We start from the raw sequence: 21269 nt of genomic DNA, 5'->3' as shown, positions 1-21269 counted from the left end.
ACACCTCCTTACTTCGTCTTAACTCGGAATAAAGGCTGCCCATATTCAACCAACTCACCATTATTAACAAGAATTTCCACAATCTCACCTTCTGCGTCAGCCTCAATTTCATTGAATAATTTCATTGCCTCTACAATACATACTACAGTATCAGCATTAACCTTATCTCCTACCGAAACATAGGCATCCTTATCTGGGGATGAGGAATTATAAAAAGTACCTACCATTGGAGATTTGATTTCGTAATCACCTATAACTTTTGTATCAACAGCAGTTGGTTGCGCTACATCCTCAACCAAAGTCTCTGCTTTTTTTGTAGCAACAGTAGGTTCTGGTTGTTTCACTGAAGTCACTTCTTCACTGATTACATTCTTGTTCATTTGTTTCTTTAATTTAAGTTTTGAACCATCTGTTTCATAAGTGAATTCATCAATAGACGAGTTGTCAATTTCTTTTATTAACGTTTGGATATCTTCTATTTTTAACATTCCATACACCTCTTTTTATAAGTATAATTCACATTTCTTACTTAGAATTATTAACAGGTACTAATAACTCCTCTTAACATTTTACGAAAAGACCGACAAAACTGCAACTATTCATTTTAAATAAAGCCGTTTTCTAAAAAAGAATTATTGTTTATGACTAATTTTAAATAGAATCCGTCATAAGTAAAATCTGTATTTCCTAATCTCGTTCCGGTAGAACACTGCGCTTTCAGCAGGCTCGGCCGAAGCTAACTTGGTAAAGAAGAACACTTTACCAAGTGGATCTTCGGACACGTGGGATTGCGATTACTCGCCCATCGAAAAGCTTTGCTGTTACCACATTATTTTCCATCTATCTCCATATCTGGTGTAGTGGATTATTATTAAACTTTATTAAATCATACAAACACAAGTAATTTTCAGATATTGATTGGAGCGTAGGTTCAGTCGACTCCAGCGGGAAAAGTAACATCTGAAGATCCACTCGGAAGTGTTCTTTACTTCCGAGTTAGCTGAAGAGTTACCCGCGGAAAGCGACTGACCCTACGCGTAAATCAAAGTTAATGTTACGACGGAGTTTATATCAAGTCCGAAAATATGTACATCCTTCCTTTTATTACTATAACATATCTAAATAAGCTGACCTAAAATAGGTCAGCTTATTCTGTGATATACCTTAATATTTTCTAATTATTTGGTTGAAATTTCACTTCGACTTCTTTTGTACCAAATTCATCATATACCATTTGCATAATTTCGTTAGCTTCAGTCTTTGATAACTCGTCAGCTTTTACTGTAACAATTATGTTATCATCTTTTGTTCTTACAAGTACATCTGTATACTCATTTTCTGACTTTAATGTTTCTTCTACAATTAACTCTTTTGATGAAATGTTATCAATTTGTTGCATTTCATCATAAGCCTGATACTTTTCATCAGTAGATGCTTCACTTGATGCAAAAATATCTTCTAACTGTTCTCTTCTAAGGCTTCTTGTTTCTTCTAACTGCATTCTAATCATTGTGAACAAATCATCTTCAGTTGAAGAATATTCACCTACATCATCGGACGGGTTATCTACCTCGTCCACATCCCCACTTGTTTCATCTGGTATACTTCCAGTCGTTTCCTCATTTTGATTATTTTCACCTAGAAATGCTAATTCACCATCTGATGGCGAATTCATATAATACACACTTAACACAATCATCAAACTTAACATTGTCAATAACCATACCGTTTGTTTTTTTAACATTATTTATTCCTCCCCATTATTCCTTGGCATAATTGATATTCGATGAGCCGGTACATCTAGCACACGTGAGACAGCTTCTGACACCCATTGTTTCAACTCCATATGCTCTACACCTTTTGCAACAACTAGTACACCCCTTACCTCTGGTTTTTTTGTTTGAATTAGTAAAGGCACTTCTTTCTCGCCTTGCCTAACAATAACTACTTGTTGTTCTTCCGTTGCATCCTCAATATTTCGTTCTCCACCATTTTGGTCTATCTCTTCTGTTGTCTGATGACCAACAATCAAGTTCTTTTCGTAAATCTTTTTATTTGTTGCATCTAAGTTAACCATCACTTCGACCGCAGATACCCCAGATATTTCCTCTAATAACAGCTCTAAATCTTCCTCGTACTGTGTTTCGATTTCTTCTAGATCTGAACTTTTACTATCTTTTTGTAAAAATGTTTCTTCTTCTGTTTCAACTGATTCTTCTTTATCAGGTAACGTACTAGGTGGTTCCATGTAACTTGTCTCCTCTTGAAACAGCGTACTAATTAATAATAAGAGCAATCCTAGTAACCCAAGGATAAGCACATAACCAATTTTTGTTGGCTTTTTCCCATCAGCTGTTTTAAGGTTGAAACGTGAAAATAAGTTGTTGAAAGGATTTTTCACTACGTCACTCCCTCCCAAACTACAGATAATAGATCTTCTTCCAGTTCCCACATTTGATTCAAATAGGTGGTAACCCGTTTTAGTTCAGCATTAGAAAATTCACTTGACTCTTCTACTTTTTGTTTCGTTCCAATCACAACATCTTTGATTTCCCCTTGACGATAATCAGACGATTTTGATAAATAGACATTTACTTTAAGCAAGTTTTCCATATTAGGGTTACGATCTTCTTTAAATTTAAATTTTATGTCTGTTATCTCTACACCATATCTTTGATTCAGCTCCTCTTTCACTTGATTTTTCATTTGGACAACTAACTCTTCTACAACATATGCATCTTGTGAGGCTTGTATTTCTTTTTTCTTTAATTCAATTTGATTTTCTAATTGGTTTCCATTTTCTACGGCATCAAATTGTGCAAATGCTTCTTGAATCTCTTTTTCTATATCTAATTGAAAAAGTTGAAATAAAGGCTGTAAAAACAACAGTAGAAATAGCATAGATAATACAACATGAACATATTTCTTCATTGTGGTTTGTGGAAGAAGCATTTCAACAATCATGATAATTAACAAAAAAATTATGATTTGCGTAATCCAATTAATTAGAATAGACACACACAAACACACCCTTTCTGTTAACGAAGCATCAGTGTAATATTGCTAGCTACTACTAGCAAAACAATGGTTAAAAAGAACATCAGAGATACACTCAAGAGTGCAGCAAATAAGTATAAAATATGTTTACTCATAATATCCAAGCATTTTAAGATCGGCCCATCTCCAAGTGGTTGTAAGACAGCTGAAGTAACTTTATAAATTAATGAAATAACCATTATTTTAATAGCTGGAAATAAAACGATTGCTAATAGAATGATAACTCCTACAATACCTACAGCATTTCTCAATAATAAAGATGCACTCAAAATAGTATCAGCAGCATCAGTAAAAAGCTTTCCAACAACAGGAATAAAATTACCAGTAACAAATTTTGTTGTCTTCATAGCAACACCGTCTTGTATAGCCGAAGTTGCGCCTTGAACAGAGATAACACTTAAAAACACTGTAAGACTAATACCTAATAAGGCAAGTCCAGTATTCTTCATTAATTCTGCTAATTTTGTTACTTGAAAAGATTCATTTAAAGTACTAACCATTTGTAGTAAGGCAGATAAAAAAAACAATGGTATTATAATTTTAGAAATAAGTAAGACGCTTAGATGCATACAAGTTACGATAATTGGATGAAATATTGTAATAGCAGTAATACTACCAAACGAGGCCATCAAACCTAGCATTAATGGTAGAATTGCCAGCATGAAATCACGCATCTGTAGTATTGTCTCATTAACATAAGTAGCAGCTAGTTGAAAGCTGTGTAATGCTAACATTAACAAAACTAGCATTATAACAATATCTGCAACTTTACTAATTGTTTTGGATTCAAACGCTGTCTGTATCCCCTGCAAAATAGTTGAGCATAGCGTTAGTATGATCAAAGTACCTAGTAGTTTTCCGTTTAATATAACCTCATATCCAAAATAGGTAATAACTGCACGGATCCAATCTTTTACAGACAATGCATCTTGATTTTTAATAAATTCTCTAAATGATACATTTTTAATATCTGGTAAATAGCCACCATAGTTACTTCCAAGTTGATCCCAAAATTCACTTGTTTCTTTCATTGATACGTTATCTAACAAAGATAAATTTTCTTGATTTGTAGTTGAGGAATTCATAGATGCATTAACATTCTCAGGCAGTTGAATTGTTATAAATAAAAATATCATGAGTACAACGATTATTTTTGTAGACAGCTTCATGAACTTACCCCATTTTAATTAACATTATTGCGGAAGAAAGTTTAGGATTGTTTCAACAACAGCAGTTAAGATTGGAACAGCAAGAACTATTATAAATATTTTACCTGCTAGTTCGATCTTCGCAGCAACAGAAGCTAGTCCAGCATCCTTTGTCAGTTGTGAACCAAACTCAGCGATATAAGATATTCCAATAATTTGCAAAATTGTCTCAAGATACATTTCATTAATATTTGCCTTTTTACTTAAAGATCGAATTAAATCAATTACTTCAGTAACAGATTCAATAATGAAAAAAAATAGGATGACTCCCGTCAATATAGTAATGACAAACGCAAAAATTGGTTGTTGTTCTTTTACTAATAACACCAATAGACTTGCTACAATAGCAATTGTGACAATTTGAATAATAACCATCTAAGTTACCCCTGGAATAAGAAGACGGACTTAATTTGTTGAAAAAAATCTGAGATACTATTCACTACGAAAATAAGTACAATAATAAAGCCAATAAGACTTGCAAATTGTGCGTATTCTTCTTTCCCCATTTGTTTTAAGATAGTATGTATCATTGCAACAATTATCCCTATCCCGGCAATTTGAAATAAAACAGCAGCCTCTTGATACATATATTATTACTCCTTTCTAAAGCAAGAGTAAGACAATAAATAAGCCAGTTAAAAACCCTAAACTTTTTACCATTCTTCCGTAACGTTGCTGGTTGTCTTGCGCCTCTTCTAAAGCACGATCTAAATGTGTAAATGCAAGTTGAATATGTTTTTTTTGTTGTGTGATATCATGTTGACCTAAAGTTCGACCAAATTGTTGCATGAGCTCTTTTTCATCGTTTCCTAAGGCAAGATTCGGAAAGAAACGAGCAATTTCTTCTTCCCAAATTGTTGGTAAATCAGCTGTTTGTTGCAATAGTTCTTGACTTATCGCTTGAAAAAATGAAGCAATTGGATTCGGAATTTGTTTTGCAACTATTCGGAATGCTTCTTCTAAAGGAGCTTGGCTATACACTATTTCAGCTTCTACTATTTGCAAGGCATTCTTTAATTGTCTAATTTGCTTTGGTCGATTGTTTAATTGATTTGCTAATTCAAATCCGACCCAAGTGGTGGCGATCAAAAGCAGAAGCGCTCCAATCCATTTCATCACTTACACCCCTCGGTTTCCTTACAAGATTTCTACCTTCTGCACTTAGAATATGTTTTACTACCCCTGGTTTGTTCGTTCTTTCTAACGAAATAAAACGTTCAAATACTCGCTCCTGCCATAAAGGTTTAAACGATGAGCGTTTTTGGATGTCTTCCAAAGAATCACCATGTATTGTACAAATTACGCGGACACCTGCATGCATTGCATCTTGCAGAGCTTCAACATCTTGTTTACTTCCTATCTCATCAACAATTAGTACATCAGGAGACATGGAACGGATTAACATCATCATTCCCTCTGCCTTCGGACAAGCATCTAATACATCTGTCCGTTTACCAATATCATGTTGTGGGACCCCTTCTAAACAACCCGCAATCTCAGAGCGCTCATCTACAACCCCTACTTTCATTGAACCTACTCGTCCCCAACCAGAAGAGATTAACCTTGTAATATCGCGTAACAATGTAGTCTTTCCTGTTTGTGGTGGCCCAATTATTAAAGTGTTAAGATATTTTCTTTGAAATAAATAGCCCATATAAGGGTTTGCAATGCCATGTTTTGCTTTAGCAATTCGAATATTGAAGGAAGTTATATCTTTAATTGCTTTTACTGAACCATTGATTGTATTTACCTTACCAGCCAAGCCAACACGATGCCCCCCTTGGATGGTAATGTAGCCTTGCTTTAATTCATCTTCCATTCGATATAAAGAAAACTGACTTAATTGATTTAATAGGCTAAGACTATCACTTTTAGTAGGAATTAAATTATTCAACCATTCTGTGTTTTGATCGAAGACAAGCTCTATTGGACGACCTACCCTCACCCTAATTTCTTGTAAAGACCCCCATCTAACTCCTACTTTATCAAGTATGATTCCCTTGAAATGACCTGGAAATAGTCTAATAATTTCATCTAGCATACACTCACTTCTTTCTCTTTAGCACATTTATCTTTATAGTAAGTCTATGCTTGTCTTTACCTGTTATGACTTTAAGTTGCCGAATTTAAATTAAGAATAAAAAAAGCCTGGCACGCAAATTTGCATACCAGGCTTGCTATTACTATTTTATTCTTTTTATGCACGAGAAACGTATTTACCGTCACTTGTATTAATAACTAACACATCACCTTGATTAATGAAAAATGGTACTTGTACTGTTAAACCTGTTTCTAATGTAGCTGGTTTTGTTCCACCGCTAGCCGTATCACCTTTTATACCGGGCTCTGTTTCTGTTACTTCAAGCTCCACATTGTTTGGCAATTCTACTCCTATTGTTTCGCTTTGGTAAGTCATAATATGAACTTCCATATTTTCCTTTAAAAATTTCAACTGATATTCGATTTGATTTGCAGGTAATTCTGTTTGCTCATAATTATTTGTATCCATGAACGTATGGATATCACCAGAAGCATACAAATACTGCATTTTACGATTCTCAATATGAGCTGGAGCTACTTTTTCACCAGCACGAAATGTTTTTTCTTGAATATTCCCATTACGAAGATTACGTAGTTTAGAACGAACAAAAGCCGCTCCCTTACCTGGCTTTACATGTTGAAAATCTACTACTTGCCAAATACTATTGTCTACTTCAATCGTAAGACCTGTTTTAAAATCATTAACTGAAATCATTACTATATTCCTCCCTAGAATATTACTCTATCTTTTTTAACAAAAATATGAACTGTTATACTAAATATACAACGTCTATAATATAATAAGTTCTTTTGGTGAATGATTCAACCTTTCATTACCATCTTTTGTGATAATGGTATCATCTTCAATCCTACACCCTCCAACATTTGGCACATAAATCCCTGGTTCCACAGTGACTACCATTCCTGGTTCTAACACTTTATCTGATCTAAATGATAACCCTGGTTCCTCATGAACTTCTAATCCTAAACCATGACCAGTAGAATGTCCAAAGTACTCACCATAACCTTTTTCTTTAATATAATCTCTAGTTAAAGCATCTGCTTCTTTTGCTGTTATACCTGCTTTAATTCCTTCCATTCCTTTTAACTGTGCTTGCAGAACGGTATCGTAAATATTTTGTAACTCGTCCGATATTTCACCAACTGCTACTGTTCGAGTAATATCTGAACAATACCCATTATATAACGCACCAAAATCTAAAGTAACAAGCTCACCTTTTTCAATTTTCTTCTCTGATGCTACACCATGTGGCAGTGCAGAACGGTATCCGGATGCAACAATTATATCAAAGCTAGATGATGTTGCTCCTTGTTTACGCATGAAAAATTCTAACTCATTAGAAACTTCGATTTCTGTTATACCTGGTTTGATTACAGTGAGAATATGTTCAAAAGCTGCATCTGCAATTCTTGCTGCTTCTTTCATAACACTTAATTCCTCATCTGTTTTGATTATACGAAGTTTTTCTACCAAACCCTCTGTTGGAATCAACTTTGTTTTAACGGTTTGTTCATATTGTTCATAAATTGCATATGTAAGATCGTTTTTTTCAAAGCCCAAACGCTTGATAGACAAATGCTCTACTTGATTGGCAATCTCTTTTATAGCACCTTCTTTATGTTCGATAATTTCAAACGAAGGTGCCTGATCTTCTGCTTGTTGTGTATAACGAAAATCCGTAATAAATAATGCCTTTGAATTTGTTACAAGTACAACACCTGCAGTGCCAGTAAAACCTGTCATATACCTTCTATTGTATGGACTTGTAATTACTAATCCATCTAGATTATCCTCCAACATTACTTTTCGGAGTTTTTCTATTTTCCCCATTTTATCCTTCCCTTCCGTTAATTAATAGCAAAATTAAATTTGTTTGATTAACGATTTCCTTTTGTTCTCACTTATATTTCTCTTATAAGTTTACCATAAATAAATGCATTTTGTATGGTAATAGCTATCATACATTCTTTTTAGTAACAGAATCAAGGTACTCGTAAGAAATAGAGTAACCAATAAAAATACCATATAATAAGAACAGACAGACTGTCGTTACAATTGTATCACTCGTCAATTCCGTCACCTCAGCAATATTAGGGAACACAGGCAGTAACACATAAAAAACAATCCCCCAAAGCGCTAATCCAAATAAGGCACTTGGCCAAATACCACGCAGTTTTCTTAAAAACAAATAATAGGCTATCGCAACAATTAAAGAAAGAATTCCTATCAAAAATATTGAGATAACTTCAGCTAACCAACCATCAGTCCAACTTTGGTTCAACCAAGAGCGGATTATAAAAGATGCTGGAGATATAGAAGAAAAACTAAAGTATGATGCTCCCCAACCAATAAAACTCCAAAAAACGCCTCCAAAAAAGCCTATAAATAACGCCTTAGAAATAACTGAAGTTGATTGTTCCTGTTTATTTTGTTCCAATTTTTGTTTTGATTCCACGTTAATCACCTCTAGATATAGGATGACCATCCCTTAAGCCAATATGCTTTAAAATTTTATTTTATTTTATTTTTCTCAAAGTGACTGTTAAAATTGATCTAGTGATTTTATTCATATTTTAGTAAAATGTAAGAAACCATAGCATATTATATACTATAAAGGCTACTTTTGATTTTACATAAAAAATATAAGGAGATCTCTGCATATTTTTCATAGATTTTGATCATGCTGTTTAATAGATACACTAAATTCACATAGCACATTTAAATTAATGAAGCCTATAGAAAGGAATGAAGAGAATGTTTCGACATCGAAAGCTTTCTGTTTGGATATATCTAATTATTGGTCTTGCTATCTTTGGATTAGGCTCTCAACTGCTTACAAACACAGCTGCATTCTTAACTAATATGCTCATCATGGTTGGTTTTACTGCAATCATCTTTGGGGCAATCTACTTCTTTTTCTTTAGAAAGCGTACGACAAATGACTTAAAAAAATATCGAAAAGCTGTCAAGCAATCAAAGAAAAAATACAAAAATCAAGCAACCCTAAGCACTTCAAGAATGCAAGTTAACAAAAATAAACCCTTACTAAACAAGAAAAAGCAAACAAATAAAGCAGGTACACCAAATCTACGTGTAATAGACGGAAAAAAAACAAGAAGAAAAGATCGTGCATCCTTTTGATGTACGATCTTTTCTTTTTATATTTTCCTTTTTAATTTGGCCAGTGTGTTAAAAAAGATATCGCTCTTGTCCTTCCAAGTTTAATTAAGTCATCTTTGGCTTCTCTTGATAATTCTAGCTCAGATACATCAACTTCATTAACTGGCAAAAACAATATATCCTCTTTATGTTTTTTGGAAACATATCTTGTGTCATGAGCAATTCGCATTGTGGTTATTAAAGCACGTGATAAATCAAGTGCATTGGATATTGTTTTTTTGGGAATTTGTTCATAAGAAGCACTCAATTTAACACCTAATAACGGCCTTTTTCGTAATGATCGGTCTTTTTCAAACACCCACATAGGTAAATTACTTAAAATTGCTCCATCCACAATAATGCTTTTTCCTGTTGTTTTGCTATATAATTTTTCGGGTCTAAAAAAATAGGGTAAACTAGCACTCATTCGGATTGCTTTAGAAACTAAAAAACTGTCTGGATGTATACCATATAAACGCTCAAGATCATCTGGAATAACAACAATTTTTCCTTCAGATATATCAGCAACAACGACTTTTAAACTGTCCTTTGGAAGATCTCGAAAAGTATAGATGTTTTTTCTAGCTAATGTTTGATATAACCATTCCTCAAAGATTTTACCCTTATACAGCCCCATCGTAAAATAAACTGACAACCACTTCCAAAAAGGTAAATACTTCTCAAGAATAGTACCATCCATAAATTGTGCTAAATCTAATTCAGTAAACATTTTTTTCAATTCTTTACTTGTATAACCCGCAGCTAGTAATCCTGCTACAATTGCACCTGCTGAGGTTCCTGCAACTCGATCGAAAGAAAAATTTCGCTCCTCCAATACTTCTAATACTCCAATAAATGCAAAAGCCTTTACACCACCACCGGAAAATACACCGTCAATTTTCATAATAACCTCCAGCATATGTTTAATTTATATATATATACTGAAACTATATTTTAGAACAAAAGACGCCTTAACAAAAACAAGGCTGTCAATTTGGACAACCTTGCTCATTTAAATTATTCATTTAATCCTTCAATTGCTATTTCTTCTACAATACCCACTTGTTGGTCTCGAATTTTCACTTGCATTGTTACCTGATCTCCTTCTTTTAAAAATAGTGCTAAAGGAGCGTTACTTGCATTAAGTGTGTATATCGTATCATCATCTACTAATAAAAATTGTACCGTACGCGCTGTTTCATTTGTTATAACAATTACACGGTTAACAGTTCCGCTTCTTGTTTCAACTTTCACATCGTCACTTGCTTCTACCTTACTGGGGTCTTGTTGTAGTGCTATACGATACGAATCCAAAGTCCCTCTTGCTGTGTCCCCAAAGACAACAAAATCAGAATCAGATGCATCGATATAAGCATACCGTTTGAAAAGTCCATTGGGATCCAAAACATTCACTACCCAAGTGGGATTACCATCAATATTATAAAGTATTGGCATTGAACCCTTCCAGTTCTTCTCTGGAAACTCTTTGTTTACAATTTGTTTTGCCCCTTCACTATCCATTATCCCGTTATTCATGTCACCATTATAATACGTTAATTTACCTGTTCTTGCGTTTATTAGTGTGTAACCTAGTGCCGAATCAATATTCTCTTTCGGAGAAGTCATATCAGTAAAGTAAGACATTTCACCCGATTCATCAAATATAGGTGTAACACTTTTTTCTGTTCCAGAATCATTTGGAATACGTACATCTTTTTTACCAAACACGCTATTTAACCAACCGTGTACATATTTTCCAAAGTAATTATTTTGTTGTTCTGCTAATTCAGAACTTACTGAACCCTCAATAAATTCTGGTGCTTTATCTGTATCATACAAGCTCAAATCTCCAGTGACAGGGTCAATAACTGCTACCTTTACATTACTTAAATCTGGTTTATTCGTTATCGACATTGGTTGATACAGTGATTGTACATACCAAGGCTTACCATCATCGTCTACTTCAACTTGCGCTTCACCACTTTGTATATAATGTGGGTATTCATTATAAATAACACGTTTAATATTTTTACTGAAATAACTTGAATTCGTATACATCATATTGCTCTCAACATAATCTGGCTGTGCATTGACATTTGTTGCCTCAATAGTAAAATAACCTTCCGTTTCTTTTCCTCTAACATATTTCCAAAAACCAGTGAATTCAAGTGGTGCCACGTAAACAATGTTACCATCAATTTTTTGCACCTGTAGTTTACCTAGGTCATAATATTGAGGGTTTGGTACAACGCTCATAGCCTTCTGCATTTTGTTACGAGCAGATTCTGGGGCGACTGCTATCGGCGTATCATCTTTATTTAGTGGTTCAGCTTGATCTTGAACTTCCTTGTTAATTGATTGATGTGCATCATCTAACACTGTAAATCCTGCAACAAAAACAACAATTAACCCTAATACAGAAACGGCGAAAATACTGCTAATAATCAATGTACCTGATTTTTTACTTTTTTCACCTTTTTCAATCATAAAATATAATGTTGGAGTGAAAATAGCCGCAACTATTACATTTAGTAATAAGATATTTGGAATTGTGATAGCAGGCATAATTAGATAAAGAAGGCCTCCCATTATAATGAAACCAATAACAAATATATAGATACTATTTTTTATAATTGTTTTCTTCTGTTTCTTTTGAATAAATAATACTAGTGCTACTAATACATAAAGCGTAAACGCGAATGTAGTTGTAATGATAACTCCTAACATCGTATTCTCTCCTCTTTTTTTCTTTCTAATTAACATACGTGTATCAAATCAATTACGTTTCAAAAAATTCTAGTTTTCTATAGGGTTATCTCGAAATTCCCTTTTTAGTTTAATTAATATTGATGCTATATTTTTATTTCTAATGAAGCAAGAGCAACCCAAATTTCTGGATTGCTCTTGCTTCATTAAGAATCGTCACTTTCTTTATGTAGATGTTTTAACTCTTCTACTGCACTAGGACTGTTTTCCAGGTATTGTACCAAATCCCCGATTCGGTCAATTGAATTCCAACTAAGGTGATGCTCAATACCCTCTACATCGTGATAGATATTTTCTTTATTAACTCCAATCAGTGTTAAAAATTGTTCTAATAACTCATGTCGATATACGAGACGTTTCCCAATTTTTTTGCCTTGCGGTGTTAGGACTAACCCTCTGTATTTTTCATAATTTAAGTACTCATCTTTATCAAGTTTTTGAACCATTTTAGTAACGGAGGAGGGATGAACTTCTAAAGCTTCTGCTATATCAGATACCCGTGCATATCCTTTTGATTCAATTAACATGTATATCTGTTCAATATAATCTTCCATACTAGGTGTTGGCATAATAATCCTCCAGTTCTTCCATTACCTTTAATATCTTTATTAAAAAGGATACAATAGTTTTTCCTTATAAACAAGCGAATTCATTTTTCATTAAAAAATGAGCTGATAGATAATTCTACCAGCTCATTACTATTTTTAAATTTTAAAGACCACATCGCAATTGAGCGTTACAGTTGGTACATGTATTGCATCCACCAATATCTTCAACAGTGCCCTTTCGACAAACTGGACATGTATCACCAACTTCTGATCCGATCGTTACAGTTGTTTTATCAAGCTCACGAACAGTATTCATTAAAACAACATGTGGTTCATTCTCAGATTCTGTATTCTCTTCCTTCTCACTTGTTTTATCATCATTTTTTAATGTTAAAACTTGTGCATCTCGGCTACCATCCACATATACCGTACCACCTTTAGCACCACCATGGTATAGTCTACGATAAACGTCTTCTACCTGTTCTACTGTATAGCCTTTAGGAGCATTTACAGTTTTAGAAATCGAACTATCCACCCATTTTTGAATGATACATTGCGTATCAGCATGTGCTTCTGGGGATAGATCCATTGCAGCGACAAACCACTCAGGTAAATGATCTCCATCTTGCTCTGGATTTTGTGCCAAATATTCTTCTACTATAGCTGCATCCACTTTAATAAATTTACCTAAACGCCCACTACGATAATACGAGAATGAGAAATATGGTTCTAATCCAGTTGAAACTCCAGCCATTGTGCCTGTGCTTCCAGTAGGAGCAACAGTTAATAGATGAGAATTGCGTATGCCATATTTGATAATATCTTCTCGGATATCTTTTGGCATTTTTCTCATGTAACCTGTGTTAATAAAACTTTCTCTAAGTTCTATTGTTTCAGCTTCCGTTTCCCCTACAAGAAACGGAAAACTACCTTTCTCTTTAGCTAAATCAATCGAAGTTCGATAAGCTGTAGTTGCAATTGTTTCAAAAATCTCATCAACTAGCTTATTCCCTTCTTCAGAACCATATGTCGTTTCACAATAGATCAGAAGATCATGAAGCCCCATAACACCAAGACCCACTCGTCTTTCGCCTAATGCTTGTTTTTTATTTTCTTCTAAGAAGTAAGGTGTTGCATCAATAACATTATCCTGAAGTCGAATACCTACACGTACTGTTTCTTTTAATTTTTCATAGTCAACTTTTTTATTCTCTTTATCAGCAACATTCGCTAAGTTCACTGCTGCTAAATTACAAACTGAATAAGGTGCTAATGGTTGCTCCAATTTGTTATCTCAAAGGCTTTTTATCCTTTGATTCTTACACTTGTTTTTTGTGCAAGTTCAGCATATCTTTTCATTACAAATGTTTGTAATGCTGCGGCCTCGTGGCAGGATTATATCTTTTCACCTGCTATGCGTTGCCCCTGACTAATCTCAGATTAGCCTTCGGTTCGGGTTAGCGTTTCAGCCTCCCCGCTTCATTCCGCAGTTTTTTACATGAGGCAAGTTATTTACCACACGGGTTTGTTGCTACAACCTTTTGTCCATAAGCTTTTGCATTTGTCATATCATTCGCATTATCAATGTAAAAAATTCCAGGTTCAGCAGAATACGTCGCACAGATGCTAATTAAATTCCATAGCTCTTTTGCTTTTATACGACGATAAACTCGTGTAGGATAACCAAGTTTCTCCCATTCACGAACATCCCCATATTCATGCCATGTGTTATTATACGCATCCATTTGTTCTGTATTATAATTTTCAACATCTGGAAAACGAAGTGTATATTCTTCATCTTGCTCAACAGCATCCATAAACTCTTTCGTTAAACAAACAGAAATATTAGCTCCGGTTAGAAATTCAGGGTTGTGGACTTGGTAACTTCCGCCATTTTGTAGTTTATTTTCCGCTTCCTTTATAACATGCTCTGGAAAACCGCCATATCCAGGAAGCATTTTGTAATTTACTATGCCTTGATACATATCACGTTCTGTCGCTGTTAATGGAGAGAATTTTAATTTTTCAGCTGCTAACTGTCTTATTTGCTCATCTTCTGCATTTTCTATTAAATATTGTAAAATAGTTGGATTTTGCATTTTAGAAATAATAAATTCAATAATGTCAGGGTGCCAATCGGAAAGCATAATCATTTGTGCCAAAATGTTACGTTGAATCGTTACTTCAACTCTCTAAGTCACCTTAGAGTTCAGACCATATCTTACATCTTTTCAGACGTCCCCGCGCTTCGGAATCACTTGATTCCTACTCTACTTGCTTCCACCTATTGGTGTGCTTTCGATGGTCGTTGAACCTTCTTCCTTTAAGAAGCTTGGCTGCTGATTGTCTTATTTAACTTACTGTTTTTATGCATTCACGTTTACCGTTTCCAGTTCCGTTGTAGCCAGTAAGTCACAAGTACGATGCAATTATTTGTTTGTCTGCTATGCGATTTTTAATTGTTCTCTAATTCAAATCCATATATTTTGCATTGTACATAAGAGAGTTTCCAGCAATTCACGAGGTTTTTTTATAGACGAGGCACGTTATGCTGCTTTACCACGTCTTGAACCACCTTGCTCAACAAGATGAGTCAGTTTTGCAATATCATCTAGCCAAGATACTGAACCAGATGATTTACCATTAACTCCACGAGCTAATGTATTTCTTGGTCTAAGTGTTGATCCATTTGTACCAACACCACCACCTCGACTCATAATTTCCATTACTTGCTTTCGATGATTTGAGATACCTTCACGTGAGTCTTGAATATATGGCATAACGTAACAATTAAAAAATGTAACTTCTGTATTTGCACCTGCACCATACAACACTCGCCCAGCTGGGATAAAATTCATGTTAGAAAGTTCTTGATAAAAACGCTGTTGCCAAAATTTTTGTGCATTAACATCGTTTTCCACTTTCGCTAACCCAGTTGCATTACGAAGAGCAATCTGTTCGTAATAGATTTCCAGTGGCTTATCAATTACGTCGAGTGAACGAATAATAACCCCGGTTTCCAATTCCTCTTCGTTATCTAGTACAGCTAGATATTCTTTTTCAACATTTACTTCCGCTTCATTCTTATTCCAATCAATTGATTGAATATAACCAACTCCTCGAGCTGGAAATTTAGGATCAGCTTTGATCGTTAAAACGACAAAATCACCTATTTTTAAAGTTTTCTTCTCATTATCTTTAAACGCATATCGATCTAACATAACTAATCGAGATACACCTTTATGTGTGTGCTTCATGTCAGCGGTGATGGGGTGGACATTAGGAAATAACGCAATATCCTTATTTAATTGATCCGCATCAAGCTTTTGCTCATTTTCTACTTCTAATTTCACTCTATCATTCCTCCCTATTGTCACATCAAGAGAACCAAAAGACTATATATTGTATATACAATCCTAAGACAATTCTATATATAGTTGATTTAATTAGTTTTTAGAGATTTTGTCAACTCTTAAATAACAAATATGTTACTACATTTTCTTAGATTATCGACACCTTTCATGCTTTTTTACTTCTTTTCAGGATTTTTAAATACTTCCCAAAAAAATTACTATTTTTGTTCAAAAAATGCTATAATCATTTTATAATAAAGATAGTCTGATAAAAACGGGGGAAGTAATATGGATTGGTATTTTCTAGTCGGAGCTTTGATAGCACTTATTTTATTCAGTGTCTATCGCTATGTAAAACAAAAAAAGGTATTAAAAACACTTACTGAGGATGAGTTTCGTGCAGGTTATCGCAAAGCACAATTGATAGATATAAGAGAACCAAAAGAGTTTGATGGCGGTCACATTCTTGGTGCACGAAATATACCACTAACACAATTTAAACAACGTATGAATGAATTGCGTAAAGATCAAGATATTTATTTATACTGCCAAAACGGTTCACGCACTGGAAGAGCTGCATTAATGCTAGACAAAAAAGGCTACCAGAACATACACGAACTAAAAGGTGGCTTTAAAAAGTGGACTGGTAAAATAAAAAAGTCAAAAAAAGCGAATTATTAATAAGCAAGTACCCCCTTCATTTTGAAGGGGGTACTTTTTATTCATATTTTAATATTGGCTTACGTGCCGCAGTGGTTTCATCCATTCTTTTTACTACAGTAGTATGTGGTGCTTCTTGAACATATTCAGGATCATCTTTCACTTCTTCTGCAATTTGTAACATTGTTTCAATAAAACCATCTAACGTTTCTTTAGCCTCTGTTTCTGTTGGCTCAATCATCATCGCTTCCTCAACATTTAAAGGAAAATAAATGGTTGGTGGATGGTAACCAAAATCTAATAAACGTTTTGCCATATCTAAAGTACGCACACCTAATCTTTTCTGTTTTCTTCCAGATAAAACAAATTCGTGCTTACAATGTTGCTTATAGGGCAATTCAAATACTTCTTGAAGCCTACGCATCATGTAATTTGCATTTAGAACAGCATATTCACTTACCTTTTTCAAACCTTCTGCTCCCATCGTGCGAATATAGGTATAAGCACGCAAGTTTATCCCAAAGTTCCCATAATACGGTTTAACTCTACCAATTGAATCAGGGCGATTATAATCAAATACAAAATTATCAGCTTGTTTTACTAAAACTGGTTTAGGTAGAAAAGAAGTCAGCTCTTCTGAAACTCCTACAGGTCCAGAACCAGGTCCTCCTCCACCATGAGGACCAGTAAAGGTTTTGTGTAGATTAAGATGGACAACATCAAATCCCATATCACCAGGTCTTGTGTACCCCATGATTGCATTTAAATTAGCCCCGTCATAATAGAGACGACCACCAGCTTGATGGACAATTCTAGCCATCTCAATAATCTCTGTTTCGAAAAGTCCCAGCGTATTTGGGTTTGTAAGCATTAGTGCTGCTGTATCACTTCCAACAACACTTTTTAAATTATATAAATCCACTAAACCTTCTTCGTTTGTTTTTACCGTTACGACTTCCAACCCCGCAGCTGTAACAGATGCAGGATTTGTCCCATGAGCAGAATCTGGCACAATTACCTTTGTACGTTGTTTTTCTCCATTTGCTTCATGTAATGCACGAATCATTATTAATCCCGTCCACTCACCTTGGGCTCCAGCAGCTGGCTGCAGTGAAACTGTATGCATACCAGTAATCTCTTGTAAAGAAGTTTGTAAATCATACATCATCTCTAACGCACCTTGTGCGGTCTCTGCTTTTTGATATGGATGAATATGACTAAAACCTTCAAGACGTGCCACATCTTCATTCATTTTCGGATTGTACTTCATCGTACAAGAACCGAGTGGATAAAACCCTGAATCAACACCATAATTACGTCGGGACAAATTAGTATAGTGTCTAATAATATCTAGCTCACTTAACTCAGGTAGTGCGGGAGCTTCCTGACGAATATATAAGGGATCAAGCATCTCATCTAAATCTGTCTCTTCTACATCCATCTCAGGTAGACTATAACTAGTTCGCCCGCTTTTGCTAAGTTCAAAAATTAAAGGGAAATCTTTCTTATGCACTGACATCACCTACTTCCGTTGCGAATGCATCGATTTCTTCTTTTGTCCGCATTTCAGTCACTGCCACTAACATATAGCCGTGATATGTTTCATCAACAAGTCCTAGATCATAACCGCCTAAATAACCTTTTTCCAATAAATATTCATTTACTTCAGAAACAGATTTCTTTACATCAATGACCAATTCATTAAATAAAGGACCATGAAAAACTAACGTAATTCCTAGCTTCTCAAATACTCTTTTGGCATACTGAGCTTTTTGCATATTCATCCAAGCCATCTTCTTAATTCCTCTTTTTCCAAGTGAACTCATCGCAACGGAAGATGCAAGTGCATTCAATGCTTGGTTAGAACAAATATTTGAAGTCGCTTTATTTCTTCTTATATGTTGTTCTCTTGCTTGCAATGTAAGAACAAAGCCTCTTATTCCATCTTGATCCACCGTTTGGCCAACTAACCGGCCTGGTATCTTACGCATTAATTTTTTTGTCGTAGCAAAATACCCACAATGAGGCCCGCCAAATTGTGCTGGGATTCCAAATACCTGTGTATCTCCAACAACAATGTCTGCTCCAAAATTACCAGGTGGTGTTAAGTAACCAAGCGCTAGTGGATTACTTGAGACAAGAAACATTGTTTTCGTATCAGTAATTGCAGCTTCAATTTCAGCTAAAGGTTCAATTTGTCCTAAGAAATTGGGATATTGTACTACAACACTTGCAACTGATTCATCAAGTGCAGCTTTTAATTCTGTCATATCCGTCATACCAGCTTTCTCTGGTATTTCAATAATCTCAATTCCTTGTCCTTTTCCATAAGTTTCAATAATAGCACGTGATTCAGGATGGATTGTTTTAGAAACTAATACTTTCTTTCGCTTCGTTTGAGCTATGCTTAGATTAGTTGCTTCAGCTAATGCAGTTGCACCGTCATACATGGATGAGTTCGCAACATCCATTCCTGTTAATTCAGAAATCATTGTTTGAAATTCAAAAATTGCTTGAAGTTCTCCTTGTGAAATTTCCGGTTGATACGGTGTATAAGCTGTATAAAACTCTGACCTAGAAATAACATGGTCAACAATTGATGGAATATAATGATCATAAACACCAGCCCCTAAAAAAGATGTATGGGTTTTGGTGCTAACATTTTTGCTTGCTAAGAGGGATAACTCTTGCATCAACTGGGCTTCATTTGCTGGCTTTTTTAAATGCAACTCTTTTTTAAAACGAATCTCTTCTGGAATGTCAGCAAATAAATCTTCTGTTGAAGATACCCCTATTGTATCAAGCATTGCTTTTTCATCTTCAGATGTCATCGGTAAATAACGAAACTCCATTCTCCCATCCCCTTTTCAACTAATCTCTTTTATAAAATGGTGTTGAGACAACTTTCGCTTGCAATTGTTTTTTTCTAACCTTAATTGTTACAATCGTTCCTTCTTTGCTGTATTCAGCATCAATTAATACTAAACCAACATTTTTATTTAAAGTCGGCGATTGTGTCCCACTTGTAACAAATCCTACTTGCTCATCCTCAATTAATACAGGATAACCGTGTCGCGGGATTCCTTTTTCAATCATTTCTATCCCTACCAGCTTACGTTTCGGCCCTTCTTTTTTTTGTTTTTCTAAGATATCTTTTCCAATAAAGTCAATTGATTTGTCTGTTCTAACAGCAAACCCCAATCCTGCCTCAATTGGCGTGATCTCATCACTTAATTCTTGTCCATATAATGCTAGATTTGCTTCAAATCGTAAAGTGTCTCGTGCTCCTAATCCAATTGGTTCAATTTTATCCGCTTGCCCAGCAGTTAAAATTGACTGCCAAAATGCCAAACCACTTGTTGCATCAATATAAATTTCAAACCCATCTTCCCCGGTATAACCTGTTCTTGCTACAAGGGCTTTCGCTTTTACACCACTAAAAGAAACCTCTTGCGCAAACCTAAAGAATTTAATAGCATGCAAATTAGTATCAGTTAGCTTTTGTAACACTTTTTCTGCCTTTGGTCCTTGGATTGCTAGTTGGACAAACTTATCTGTTTGGTTTGTTAAAATAACATCATTTGGTTTATGTTCCATTAACCAATTAAAATCTTTATCTGTATTAACTGCATTGACAACAAGTAGATACTTTTCTTCAGCTAATTGATAGATAATTAAATCGTCTACAGTCCCACCATCGGGATAGCACATTATGGTATATTGCGCTTTATTTACTTCAAGCTTATCTAAATCATTCGTTAGTAATTGTTGTAGAAACAACTTACTTGCTTTTCCTTCAACAATAAATTCCCCCATGTGTGAAACATCAAATAACCCTACTGCATTTCTTGTTGCATGATGCTCTTGCTTAATCCCTGTAAATTGAACGGGTAAAGCCCACCCTCCAAAATCTATTACTTTTGCACCCCATTTTTGATACGTTGGGTATAATGGTGTTCTTTTTAATTCTTCCATCCCATAAATCCCCTTTCAATTTCATAATATAAGGTGAAATTTGTAAATTTAAATATTCCTAGTTGAAATTAAATGTGCATTAACAAACTAGTGACGTAAGTTACTAACCCGCTACGTCAACAAATGGATTCCCTTTCCGTGGGCTCAGTCTCAGCTAACTTGGTAAAGAAAATCACTTCACCAAGTGGATCTTCGACTTGAGCTGTTCCCACAGGAGTGTCATCCATTTGCCTCCTGCGCTAGTCAGTATATCTAATCATAATTTGAGATATTAACGCTCAATAGGCTTTTCTACCACTATCTAGCGGATCAAATGAAATTGACGAAACTCCTGCAGGAACAGCGCGAGCTGAAATCGAGTAGGAGGGGCTTCACAGCCCCGACCTCTCACACCACCGTACGTACGGATCCGTATACGGCGGTTCAACCTTTTGAGTATCTTATCTGGTAGAGGATGTTCATATCCTTAAGTCCCCATTTC

General features: G+C 34.9%; 20 protein-coding genes and 3 pseudogenes. 2 read left to right on the top strand and 21 right to left on the bottom strand.

The features are described from left to right. Positions 1–8: 8 nt before the first annotated feature. From accB to D2K40_RS12715, 12 genes are all read right to left on the bottom strand, one after another. Positions 9–488, bottom strand: coding sequence for an acetyl-CoA carboxylase biotin carboxyl carrier protein (gene accB / locus D2K40_RS12770; RefSeq protein WP_117156556.1), 480 nt, complete (start codon positions 486–488; stop codon positions 9–11). Positions 489–1174: 686 nt separating this feature from the next. Then, positions 1175–1744 carry a SpoIIIAH-like family protein gene (locus tag D2K40_RS12765; protein ID WP_117156554.1) on the bottom strand — a complete coding sequence of 190 codons (570 nt, stop codon included), beginning with the start codon at positions 1742–1744 and terminating at the stop codon, positions 1175–1177. A 3-nt stretch (positions 1745–1747) separates the two neighbouring features. Beyond that, positions 1748–2401: a stage III sporulation protein AG gene (gene spoIIIAG, locus D2K40_RS12760; protein ID WP_117156552.1), complete on the bottom strand. Its 654-nt coding sequence runs from the start codon at positions 2399–2401 to the stop codon at positions 1748–1750. Next, positions 2401–3018: a stage III sporulation protein AF gene (gene spoIIIAF / locus D2K40_RS12755; protein ID WP_162879219.1), complete on the bottom strand. Its 618-nt coding sequence runs from the start codon at positions 3016–3018 to the stop codon at positions 2401–2403. Before spoIIIAF ends, spoIIIAG begins: the two co-directional genes overlap by 1 nt. 20 nt (positions 3019–3038) lie before the next feature. After that, positions 3039–4226 (bottom strand): stage III sporulation protein AE, encoded by a 1188-nt coding sequence (gene spoIIIAE, locus D2K40_RS12750; protein ID WP_117156548.1) that lies wholly within the window; start codon positions 4224–4226, stop codon positions 3039–3041. Positions 4227–4250: 24 nt separating this feature from the next. Further along, a complete protein-coding gene (gene spoIIIAD, locus D2K40_RS12745; protein WP_117156546.1) occupies positions 4251–4640 on the bottom strand; it encodes a stage III sporulation protein AD in 390 nt (129 codons plus the stop codon). Positions 4641–4645: 5 nt separating this feature from the next. After that, complete coding sequence (gene spoIIIAC / locus D2K40_RS12740; protein ID WP_117156544.1) at positions 4646–4852, bottom strand: stage III sporulation protein AC; 207 nt, start codon at positions 4850–4852, stop codon at positions 4646–4648. 16 nt (positions 4853–4868) lie between these two features. Beyond that, a complete protein-coding gene (gene spoIIIAB, locus D2K40_RS12735; protein WP_117156542.1) occupies positions 4869–5381 on the bottom strand; it encodes a stage III sporulation protein SpoIIIAB in 513 nt (170 codons plus the stop codon). Continuing rightward, positions 5326–6306 (bottom strand): stage III sporulation protein AA, encoded by a 981-nt coding sequence (spoIIIAA, locus tag D2K40_RS12730; protein WP_117156540.1) that lies wholly within the window; start codon positions 6304–6306, stop codon positions 5326–5328. Before spoIIIAA ends, spoIIIAB begins: the two co-directional genes overlap by 56 nt. A gap of 156 nt (positions 6307–6462) precedes the next feature. Next, positions 6463–7020 carry an elongation factor P gene (gene efp, locus D2K40_RS12725; RefSeq protein ID WP_117156538.1) on the bottom strand — a complete coding sequence of 186 codons (558 nt, stop codon included), beginning with the start codon at positions 7018–7020 and terminating at the stop codon, positions 6463–6465. Positions 7021–7095: 75 nt separating this feature from the next. After that, the gene (locus D2K40_RS12720; protein ID WP_117156536.1) at positions 7096–8157 is read right to left on the bottom strand and encodes a M24 family metallopeptidase; all 1062 of its coding nucleotides are present in this window, start codon (positions 8155–8157) and stop codon (positions 7096–7098) included. A 127-nt stretch (positions 8158–8284) separates the two neighbouring features. After that, positions 8285–8782: a YqhR family membrane protein gene (locus D2K40_RS12715; RefSeq protein WP_229666777.1), complete on the bottom strand. Its 498-nt coding sequence runs from the start codon at positions 8780–8782 to the stop codon at positions 8285–8287. 299 nt (positions 8783–9081) lie between these two features. Here D2K40_RS12715 and D2K40_RS12710 point away from each other — a divergent pair, with 299 nt between their 5' ends. Beyond that, positions 9082–9468, top strand: a complete 387-nt coding sequence (locus tag D2K40_RS12710) for an SA1362 family protein (protein WP_117156533.1) — start codon at positions 9082–9084, stop codon at positions 9466–9468. Between the two features lie 31 nt (positions 9469–9499). Here D2K40_RS12710 and D2K40_RS12705 read toward each other — a convergent pair whose 3' ends face one another. The 6 genes and pseudogenes from D2K40_RS12705 to D2K40_RS12680 form a co-directional block, all read right to left on the bottom strand. Beyond that, complete coding sequence (locus D2K40_RS12705) at positions 9500–10390, bottom strand: patatin-like phospholipase family protein (RefSeq protein WP_117156531.1); 891 nt, start codon at positions 10388–10390, stop codon at positions 9500–9502. A 113-nt stretch (positions 10391–10503) separates the two neighbouring features. Next, entirely contained in the window at positions 10504–12213 is a 1710-nt protein-coding gene (locus tag D2K40_RS12700) for an EI24 domain-containing protein (RefSeq protein ID WP_117156529.1), read from the bottom strand. Between the two features lie 185 nt (positions 12214–12398). Beyond that, entirely contained in the window at positions 12399–12821 is a 423-nt protein-coding gene (gene mntR / locus D2K40_RS12695) for a transcriptional regulator MntR (RefSeq protein ID WP_117156527.1), read from the bottom strand. Positions 12822–12963: 142 nt separating this feature from the next. Then, positions 12964–14082 (bottom strand): annotated as a pseudogene (locus tag D2K40_RS12690) (vitamin B12-dependent ribonucleotide reductase); the annotation flags it as partial. 232 nt (positions 14083–14314) lie between these two features. Continuing rightward, positions 14315–14959, bottom strand: a pseudogene (locus D2K40_RS12685) (vitamin B12-dependent ribonucleotide reductase); the annotation flags it as partial. 399 nt (positions 14960–15358) lie between these two features. Beyond that, positions 15359–16153 (bottom strand): annotated as a pseudogene (locus D2K40_RS12680) (ribonucleotide reductase N-terminal alpha domain-containing protein); the annotation flags it as partial. Positions 16154–16441: 288 nt separating this feature from the next. Here D2K40_RS12680 and D2K40_RS12675 point away from each other — a divergent pair. Further along, positions 16442–16834 carry a rhodanese-like domain-containing protein gene (locus tag D2K40_RS12675; RefSeq protein ID WP_117156523.1) on the top strand — a complete coding sequence of 131 codons (393 nt, stop codon included), beginning with the start codon at positions 16442–16444 and terminating at the stop codon, positions 16832–16834. Between the two features lie 37 nt (positions 16835–16871). On the opposite strand, the gene gcvPB is transcribed toward D2K40_RS12675, so the two are convergent. Genes gcvPB through gcvT form a run of 3 tightly spaced genes read right to left on the bottom strand, consistent with a single transcriptional unit; the run spans position 16872 to position 20788 of the window. Next, complete coding sequence (gcvPB, locus tag D2K40_RS12670; protein ID WP_117156521.1) at positions 16872–18326, bottom strand: aminomethyl-transferring glycine dehydrogenase subunit GcvPB; 1455 nt, start codon at positions 18324–18326, stop codon at positions 16872–16874. Continuing rightward, entirely contained in the window at positions 18319–19665 is a 1347-nt protein-coding gene (gene gcvPA / locus D2K40_RS12665; protein ID WP_117156519.1) for an aminomethyl-transferring glycine dehydrogenase subunit GcvPA, read from the bottom strand. The genes gcvPB and gcvPA overlap by 8 nt, the downstream gene beginning before the upstream one ends. A gap of 19 nt (positions 19666–19684) precedes the next feature. After that, the gene (gene gcvT / locus D2K40_RS12660) at positions 19685–20788 is read right to left on the bottom strand and encodes a glycine cleavage system aminomethyltransferase GcvT (RefSeq protein WP_117156517.1); all 1104 of its coding nucleotides are present in this window, start codon (positions 20786–20788) and stop codon (positions 19685–19687) included. Between the last annotated feature and the right edge of the window lie 481 nt (positions 20789–21269).

Source organism: Paraliobacillus quinghaiensis (assembly GCF_003426025.1).
Lineage (GTDB): Bacteria > Bacillota > Bacilli > Bacillales > Amphibacillaceae > Paraliobacillus_A > Paraliobacillus_A quinghaiensis.
Note: the sequence above shows the minus strand (reverse complement) of the source record. Positions and strands in the feature narration are given on the sequence as shown.